Source organism: Candidatus Liberibacter sp. (assembly GCF_014048425.1).
Taxonomy (GTDB): Bacteria; Pseudomonadota; Alphaproteobacteria; order Rhizobiales; family Rhizobiaceae; genus Liberibacter.
The window spans coordinates 1-8301 of record NZ_JACETX010000049.1 but is presented as its reverse complement, the minus strand read 5'-3'; the positions used below and the strand labels follow the sequence as shown (position 1 = coordinate 8301).

Below are 8301 nucleotides of genomic sequence, written 5' to 3'. Positions count from 1 at the left end.
ATTTTAAGAAGAGTCTAATCATGTCTTTACCTTTTTTATCTAAGTCTCATAGGATACTTTTCCCTATAAGTTTGGTTTTCTTTGAATTCGCCGTGTATATAGGTAACGATATGATTCAGCCGGCTATGTTAAAAGTCGTAGAGGATTTTAAAGTAGACTCTTCATGGGTTCCGACTTCTCTGACAGCTTACATGGCGGGAGGAGCCGCTTTACAGTGGTTGATTGGGCCTTTATCGGATAAATTTGGACGACGTCCCATTATGCTTTTAGGAGTTCTGTTCTTTATTGTTTCCTGTCTATCGATTTTGCCTGTTACAACTATTGAACAGTTTACGATCATGCGATTCTTGCAAGGTATGGGGTTGTGTTTTATTGGTGCAGTGGGTTATGCGACTATTCAAGAGGTTTTTGACGAAGTGAGTTGCGTTAGGCTTGTCGCGATCATGGCCAATGTTTCTATAAGCGCTCCCTTATTGGGTCCACTGATCGGTACCGTATTGCTTGGCTATATTCCTTGGCAAGGGATATTTGTGGTCTTTGCTGTTTTAGGATTCATTTCTTTTATAGGCTTGTTCTTTTATATGCCAGAAACGGTAGAATTGAAAGGAAGAAATAGTACATTATCTATTGGGTCTCTCTGGATTGGTTATAAAAAGGTGCTGATGAATTCTCGTTTCATGTGCGGTGCATTGGCAATAGGATTTGGAAGTGTGCCAATGCTAAGCTGGATTGCAGTTTCTCCAGTGATTATTATGGAGGGAGAAAAATTATCCATATTTTCGTATGCTTTATTACAAATTCCTGTATTTGGAGGATTGATTATTGGAAATTTGACGTTGAGTTATTTTGCTGGAAAGGTAAGCTTATCTCGGCTGATAAAAGTCAGTAGATTTCCTATATTTTTTGGCTTGGGGATAGCTGCATCCTCTATGTTTTTTCCTGCGGAGGCTAGTCTATTATGGATGATTTTGGGTTTGAGTATATATTCATTTGGTAACAGCATGGCTTTTGCCGGTTTGACCCGATTAACATTGTTTGCTAGTGATGTTAGCAAAGGGACAGTTTCTTCCGCTATGGGTATCATTTTTTTGCTCATTTATATTTTAGGCATAGAGATTGCTAATAAGGCTTATCTATTCGGATCAAAAGAAGCATTTAATGGGGTGAATTTATTGAGTGGATTATTATTATTGCTATTCGTGAGCGTCTTCTTTGTTTCTAAATTCAAAAAAGACGGAAATATCTCTGAATTTGAGAAGTGTTGAATTTTTTTCGAAGTTCTCTATACTATTATTTCAATATAGATATTTCGCTTGGAGAAGCTTGTTAAAATCTTTCTTTGTTGTCAATTTCCTCGTTGAGGGTTTCGGTATATTTTCTATAAAATCACTATCTTTAATATGTCTAAATTTTTCAGGTATCTTGGTAGAATAAAACAACCTTCGGTATTTAGAGAATCTTAAAGATACGATTATTTGTAAAGATAACACATGTGTCTATAACCTATAATGGCACAGTATAGCTGAAAAATAATTTTTCATAATCTCAGGGATGGAATACTTGAGATCTCTAATATACCTCCATAAACATTTTACGCGCATAGTCGACTTCCATACAGCCCATAATAGGAAGGGATAAATATCTACAAGTATATAGTAAGAGAAGCTAATCCTAAAGGGTCAATACGAGCATTAAAATGCCCACGAGAACGATAGGATTCTGCTATTATTATGATCCCCGACAAAACTTTTTGACGGACTGGTCATGGTTCAAAGAAATAAAATTATCCGTTCCTTCTTCGAGAACGATATTTATTATACGAAAATATTTATATCATGGCACATCTTATCAGAGATAATAATAGTATGATCGGAACATTGTTTTGTGATTTAGGTAGGGTTTATAAGTGGAGGATTATGAGTGACAGTAATGGAATATTAGTTTTTTAATTGAATCCATTATTATTAGTTCCTATACGTATTAAATGGCAGTATGATTCATGATAGAGCAGTGAATTTCCTATTGCATTATTTCGAATTTTACGCAGGTCTTTTCCAGGATGTATTTTTATTTTGGAATGGTTGCAATAGAATTAATTTCTATTAATCACTTTCTATGGAGTCGATGCAATATATTTCCTGTTTTTAGATTTTCATAAAAAGACGTTTTTGTGTTCTTTTGTAAATATTCCTATTTTTCGTCTTTCGTTTTCGAATCTCGTGCTATCTAAAAAGAGGTAATCAAAATGCCCCGTTCTGCTATCCTGAATGTTATGGTTGATGCTGCTTTAAAAGCGGGTAAGTCTTTGTCTCGTGATTTTGGTGAGGTGCAAAATTTGCAGGTTTCTCTTAAGGGGCCTGGTGATTTTGTGACGCAAGCTGATTTGAAGTCACAAAAGATTATTCTCCAGGAGTTATTGCACGCTCGTCCTAAATATGGTTTTTGCGGAGAAGAAGGAAAAGAGATTCCCTCAGAAGATGGTATAAATCGTTGGATCGTTGATCCACTAGATGGCACCACAAATTTTCTTCACGCTATTCCACATTTCTGTGTTTCCATTGCTTTGGAACGTTCCCGAGAGATAGTTGCTGGTGTTATCTTTAATCCCATTACGGATGAACTGTATACTGCTGAGCGTGGTGCTGGGGCTTTTTTGAATGATCGTCGTATGAGGGTTTCTGCTCGTCGTTATCTTTCGGATTCTGTTGTTTGTTGCGGTATGCCGCATTTGGGGCGTGAGAAGTGTGACGATTTTTTATCGTGCTTGCATTGTGTTATGGGTGAAGTTATCGGGATTCGTCGTTTTGGTGCTGCGGCTCTTGATTTGGCTTATGTCGCGACTGGTCGCTTCGATGGATTTTGGGAGAAAGGCTTGTCTCCATGGGATATGGCGGCAGGAATTCTTCTCGTGCGTGAAGCGGGAGGATTTTCTACAGATTTTTCGGGTAGTAATACTATTTTCGAGACACGAAGCATTATATCTGGAAACGAGTATATTCACAAAGCACTTTTAGAAATCATTAATAAAAGATTTCGACAGCGTAAATAATATTTTATTTTTTGAATTTTGATGGAGGATCCTTTTTTCATATTGATATAGGGATATGTTTGAGATATGAAAAATTTTGATCTTCTGATCAAAGAAGACAAGTATTCATCTATCTACTTATTTTATTAATATCCTAGAGAAGAACAGGTTGCTGGGATGGGGAGAGTATGGTGCATTTGCCAGGCTTTGGAACCTGGATTCTTATGCTGGGTTGCGCAATTCTATTGCGTTGTTGCTTGTATTTGATGAGGCGTCAGGTATATATTGTCTATTATTTTCAAGACTGCCGAAGGATTTTTCATAAAAGATATTGTTGACAGAATGCGGATGGTTTGTTGATGTTTTTGTAGAGTTACGATATTGTTTTAAGATTTTTGAACATACTGTTCGTTGGTTTTTTAGATTCTTTAACAGGAAAGACGTCATTATTACTTCTTGGTAAAAATAAGGATGTTTCCTTTAGAAGCTTGATGTTCCTCGTATAACGAGTCTTGTTGTATAGATTTTTTCTAAGGGAGAGTATAGTATTTAACTACTAGACAGCTATAACAAGGAAAATTGAGAAAAAATTCTATTTAATTGCCTGAAAAGTCAGGGAATTTAATTTGGATTTTGTATGGATTTCTTGAGGTGTTTTTAAAAATTCTGTTGTGTTTTATATGGTTTTCAATATGTTCCAATGTAGGACACTCCTCCCTAACGAGGAGCAACTATCTGAAAGGATAGAATTGATATGTTGAATATGCTTGAACCGGTGCACAAACCCTTTCGCACCTTCTTCTCTTCTGGTCCATGTGTTAAGCGTCCAGGATGGTCCTCCGATGTTTTAAAAGGGGCATTAGTTGGTCGATCTCATCGATCTTCTCTCGGAAAGGCGAGAATCAAGAAAGCCATAGACCTGACCCGTGAGGTCTTGGAAGTTCCTGAAGACTATCGTATTGCTATAGTTCCAGCTTCGGATACAGGTGCTGTTGAGATGGTTTTATGGTCCATGCTTGGAGCTCGTGGAGTTGATGTCCTTGCATGGGAGAGTTTTGGGATTGGGTGGATTTCGGATATTAAACGGCTTCCCATTGGCGATGTTCGAGAGTTTACTGTTCCGTATGGGGAAATTCCGGATCTGTCTAAGCTGAATTTTAGCAGGGATGTTGTTTTTGTATGGAATGGAACCACTTCGGGAGTTCGGGTTCCTGATGCTCAGTTCATTCCGAGATCTCGAGAGGGATTGGTTATCTGTGATGCGACATCAGCGGTTTTTGCGCAGAATGTTGATTTTGAAAAGCTTGATGTTGCAACCTTTTCTTGGCAAAAAGCCCTAGGCGGAGAGGGGGGGCATGGTGTCCTTATATTATCTCCGCGGGCTGTTGATCGTCTTGAGAATTACACTCCTGCATGGCCATTGCCCAAAATTTTTCGTCTGAGCAAAGGGGGGAAGCTTATTGAAGGGCTTTTTAGGGGGGAGACAATAAATACGCCTTCCATGTTGTGTGTTGAAGATTACATTGATGCGTTGTTATGGTGTAAAAAAATAGGGGGTCTTTCTGCGTGCATTAAACGTGCTGATGAAAATTCTGCTGTCTTGTTTGATTTTATCCAGAAAAATGATTGGATTGAAAATCTTGCTGTTGATCCAAAGACTCGTTCTAATACGTCTGTTTGTATGAAAATTGTTGATTCTGATATCATGGCGCTTGATGCTGATTCCCAAGCATCTTTTTCTAAATCTATGGTTTCAATTTTGGAAGAGAAGTCGGTAGCTTTTGATATAGGGTCTTATCGTGATGCCCCTTCTGGTTTGCGTGTATGGTCAGGGTCAACTGTTGAAAAAGAAGATCTTTTATTGCTTTGTGACTGGTTAAATTGGGCGTTTTTCTTTCAGAAAAGTGCTTTTTTAAGGGCTTTTTCTTAATTTTTTATATATAGGAGTTTGATGGTGAAGCCTAGGGTTCTCGTATCAGATAGATTGTCTTTAACTGCCATACAGGTCTTTCGTGACTATGGTATAGATGTTGATTTTTGTCCAGAAGCAGGGAAAAACAAAGAAGAACTTGCTCGAATTATTGGTGATTATGATGGTCTTGCAGTTCGTTCTACTACCAAAGTGACACAAAAACTACTTTTGCTAGCTAAAAAGCTCAAAGTTGTCGGTAGGGCGGGAATTGGAATAGATAATGTAGATATATCGGCTGCTTCTCAAGGGGGTGTTATTGTTATGAACACTCCTTTTGGTAATTCTATTACGGCTGCTGAACACGCTATTACTTTAATGTTGGCGGTTGCTCGTCAGATTCCTGCTGCGAATGCGTCAACTCACGCAGGTTTTTGGGAAAAGTCAAAGTTTATGGGAGTGGAAATTACTGGGAAAATATTAGGCGTAATAGGGGTCGGTAATATTGGTTCGCAGGTTTGTACTCGTGCTATTGGACTAAAAATGCAGGTCATCGCTTACGATCCTTTTCTATCTCAGGAATGCGCCCAGGAGTTAGGGATTTCGAAAGTAAATATGGAAGAGCTTTTGTCAAAATCGGATTTCATCAGCTTGCATGTCCCTCTTACGGATAAGACCAAGAATATTTTAAATAGTAATAATTTATCCAAAACAAAACCTGGTGTTCGTATTATAAATTGTGCTCGTGGTGGATTGGTAGATGAGGAGGCTTTGGCTTGTTTGATTAAATCAGGACATGTTGCTGGTGTTGGATTTGATGTTTTTGAGGTTGAGCCGGCGCTGAATAGTCCGCTTTTTGGATTGCAAAATGTTGTATGCACTCCACATTTGGGAGCTTCAACTATAGAGGCGCAAGAGAAGGTTGCTTTTCAATTAGCGCATCAAATGTCTGCTTATTTGACCAAGGGTACGGTTTCAAATGCGCTTAATATGCCTTCCATCTCTCTTGAAGAAGGTCCTCTGGTAAGGCCTTTTATCAAGCTTGCTGATTATCTTGGTCATTTTATGGGTCAATTAATAGAAGAGCCGATCAAGGAAATTGAGATCATATATGACGGTTCTACAGCAGCTATGAATACTAAGGCTTTGAGTAGCATTGTTTTGTCTGGGATGGTTCGTGTGTGGATGCCGGAAGCTAATATGGTCTCTGCGCCTATTGTCATCAAAGATCGTTCCATTGTCCTTTCTGAAGTTAGACGTGATAAGAGTGGGGTTTGGGATGGATATATTGAGTTAATAGTGAAGACGGGGAGTGCATTGCATTCGATTGCAGGTACAGTATTTTCTGATGAAAAGCCAAGGTTTATTAAAATTCAGGGAGTCAATTTTGATGCGGATATAGGGCGTCATATGATTTATATGGTGAATCAAGATACTCCAGGAATGGTAGGTTTTGTAGGGAGTATTTTGGGCGAGGCTCGCGTGAATATTGCTAATTTTCAGCTTGGGCGCGGGAAGTCTAGAGGCGGAGATGCTGTTTCATTGTTATATGTTGATGGTTCTATATCGAATGATATCTTGAGCAAGTTATCAGTTAATCCTGCGATTCGATCCGTTAAACGATTTGAGTTTAATGTTGATTGAGGGTCGTTGTGGATATAGTTTAAGAGATGGATTTTTTTGATTGATTTTATCGAAGAAGCGGAGGTAAGCAGGGATGATAGGTGAGGAATAAAAGATATGAATAGCTTGGATTTTGACAAGAATCCACATGAGACGCGAGTCGTTGTCGCTATGTCAGGAGGAGTTGATTCGTCCGTTGTAGCTGCTCTTCTCAAACGCGATGGATATGAAGTTATAGGCATAACGTTGCAATTGTATAGTGCGGGAAAAACATCCAAAAGAGTTGGTGCTTGTTGTTCAGGGCAGGATGTAGATGATGCTCGTCGTGTCTGTGATGCTATCAATATACCGCACTATGTTCTTGATTATGAAGAGCGTTTTTACCGTTCAGTTATGGTTCCTTTTGCGAATTCGTATTCTCGTGGGGAGACGCCTCTTCCTTGTGTGGATTGCAATCGAACCGTTAAATTTTCGGATTTATTATCTAATGCCCGTCAACTAGGTGCGGATGTTCTGGCGACAGGTCATTATATCCGTTCTCGTTTTTATGAGGGAAATGACGGGATTCGTCGACGTATATTGTATCGTCCGATAGATTCAGAGCGTGATCAAAGTTATTTCTTGTTTGCCACTACACAGCAACAGCTTAATGATTTGCGTTTTCCTCTTGGGTGCATGAAGAAGACAGATGTAAGGTGTTTGGCTCAAGAGTTGGGATTGCAAGTGGCTGAGAAATCAGATAGTCAGGATATCTGTTTTGTTCAGAGAGGAAAGTATTCTGATGTGGTGGAAAAGTTAAAGCCCGGTGCGTCTCAAGCGGGGAATATTGTACATCTGGACGGAAGAATATTGGGGTTTCATAAGGGCGTTTTGAATTATACGGTAGGGCAGAGGCGTGGTCTTGGGGTGTCCACAGGCGAGCCTCTTTTTGTGGTGCATATTGATGCATGCAATGCTAAAGTGGTTGTCGGTTCAAGAGAAGATTTAGAGGTTTGTCGTGTTTATTTGAGAGAGATCAATTGGTTGGGAGACGGATCGTTTAACGATGTGGTTTTGGGTGGATTCGAATGTTTTGCAAAGATTCGTTCCACTCAGGATCCAGTTTCTATTTTTGTAGGCAAAGATAGAGATGGGGTTTATGTTGATTTTGTAAATGGGGAAGAAGGTGTTGCTTCTGGTCAAGCCTGTGTGTTTTATTCTTCATCTTCGAATGATGCTCGTATTTTAGGCGGGGGCTTTATAGAGCGGACTCGACGTTCAAAGAGGGTGGAAGAGGCATTGCTCTCTGGGGCAGAAAAAAATATTATTGCATGATTTTGGAAGTGGATAAGAATGATTTTTATTTGTTGTGGTATGGTACAGGTTGTTTTTTAGTGTCTTGTCATTTACAGTTTAATCATCCTGGTCGTAATGAGGGCTTGTGAGAGGGAAGAGTTTGGCGGAGTAGCTCAGCTTGGTTAGAGCAGAGGAATCATAATCCTTGTGTCGGGGGTTCAAGTCCCTCCTTCGCCACCATTTTTGTGTTGTTTTTTGTTGTTGCAGGGAGATTTTTTCTCAAAAGTGTGTTTTCACAAAACAAAGATAGGCTTGTTTTTCTAATTTTTCTTGGGTATCTATGCGATGGTTGTCGTGTCGTGATTAGTATGTTGATTTCTAATTTGTGCGAGTTTTGACATGATTTATACATGTAATTTTATTTAAGAGCAGTAAAGATAGGGAATTTTTGTATTATGCAGAAGAA

General features: G+C 39.1%; 5 protein-coding genes and 1 tRNA gene. All 6 read left to right on the top strand.

Annotation, left to right across the window (positions count from 1 at the left end):
• On the top strand, positions 1-1265 hold a 1265-nt coding region (locus H0G72_RS05230), incomplete at its 5' end, for an MFS transporter (protein WP_310649497.1).
• Between the two features lie 980 nt (positions 1266-2245).
• Complete coding sequence (locus H0G72_RS05225) at positions 2246-3049, top strand: inositol monophosphatase family protein (RefSeq protein WP_182017722.1); 804 nt, start codon at positions 2246-2248, stop codon at positions 3047-3049.
• A gap of 733 nt (positions 3050-3782) precedes the next feature.
• Positions 3783-4958: a phosphoserine transaminase gene (locus H0G72_RS05220; RefSeq protein ID WP_182017721.1), complete on the top strand. Its 1176-nt coding sequence runs from the start codon at positions 3783-3785 to the stop codon at positions 4956-4958.
• A gap of 24 nt (positions 4959-4982) precedes the next feature.
• Positions 4983-6581, top strand: a complete 1599-nt coding sequence (gene serA, locus H0G72_RS05215; protein ID WP_182017724.1) for a phosphoglycerate dehydrogenase — start codon at positions 4983-4985, stop codon at positions 6579-6581.
• Between the two features lie 96 nt (positions 6582-6677).
• Complete coding sequence (mnmA, locus tag H0G72_RS05210) at positions 6678-7874, top strand: tRNA 2-thiouridine(34) synthase MnmA (protein ID WP_182017720.1); 1197 nt, start codon at positions 6678-6680, stop codon at positions 7872-7874.
• A gap of 123 nt (positions 7875-7997) precedes the next feature.
• Positions 7998-8075: transfer RNA gene (locus H0G72_RS05205), tRNA-Met, on the top strand.
• The last annotated feature ends 226 nt before the right edge of the window (positions 8076-8301 follow it).

What these genes read in the sequence shown, in the direction of transcription:
- mnmA (WP_182017720.1), top strand. Translation starts at nt 6,678, where the DNA reads ATGAATAGCTTGGATTTTGACAAGAATCCACATGAGACGCGAGTCGTT.
- H0G72_RS05225 (WP_182017722.1), top strand. Translation starts at nt 2,246, where the DNA reads ATGCCCCGTTCTGCTATCCTGAATGTTATGGTTGATGCTGCTTTAAAA.
- H0G72_RS05220 (WP_182017721.1), top strand. Translation starts at nt 3,783, where the DNA reads ATGTTGAATATGCTTGAACCGGTGCACAAACCCTTTCGCACCTTCTTC.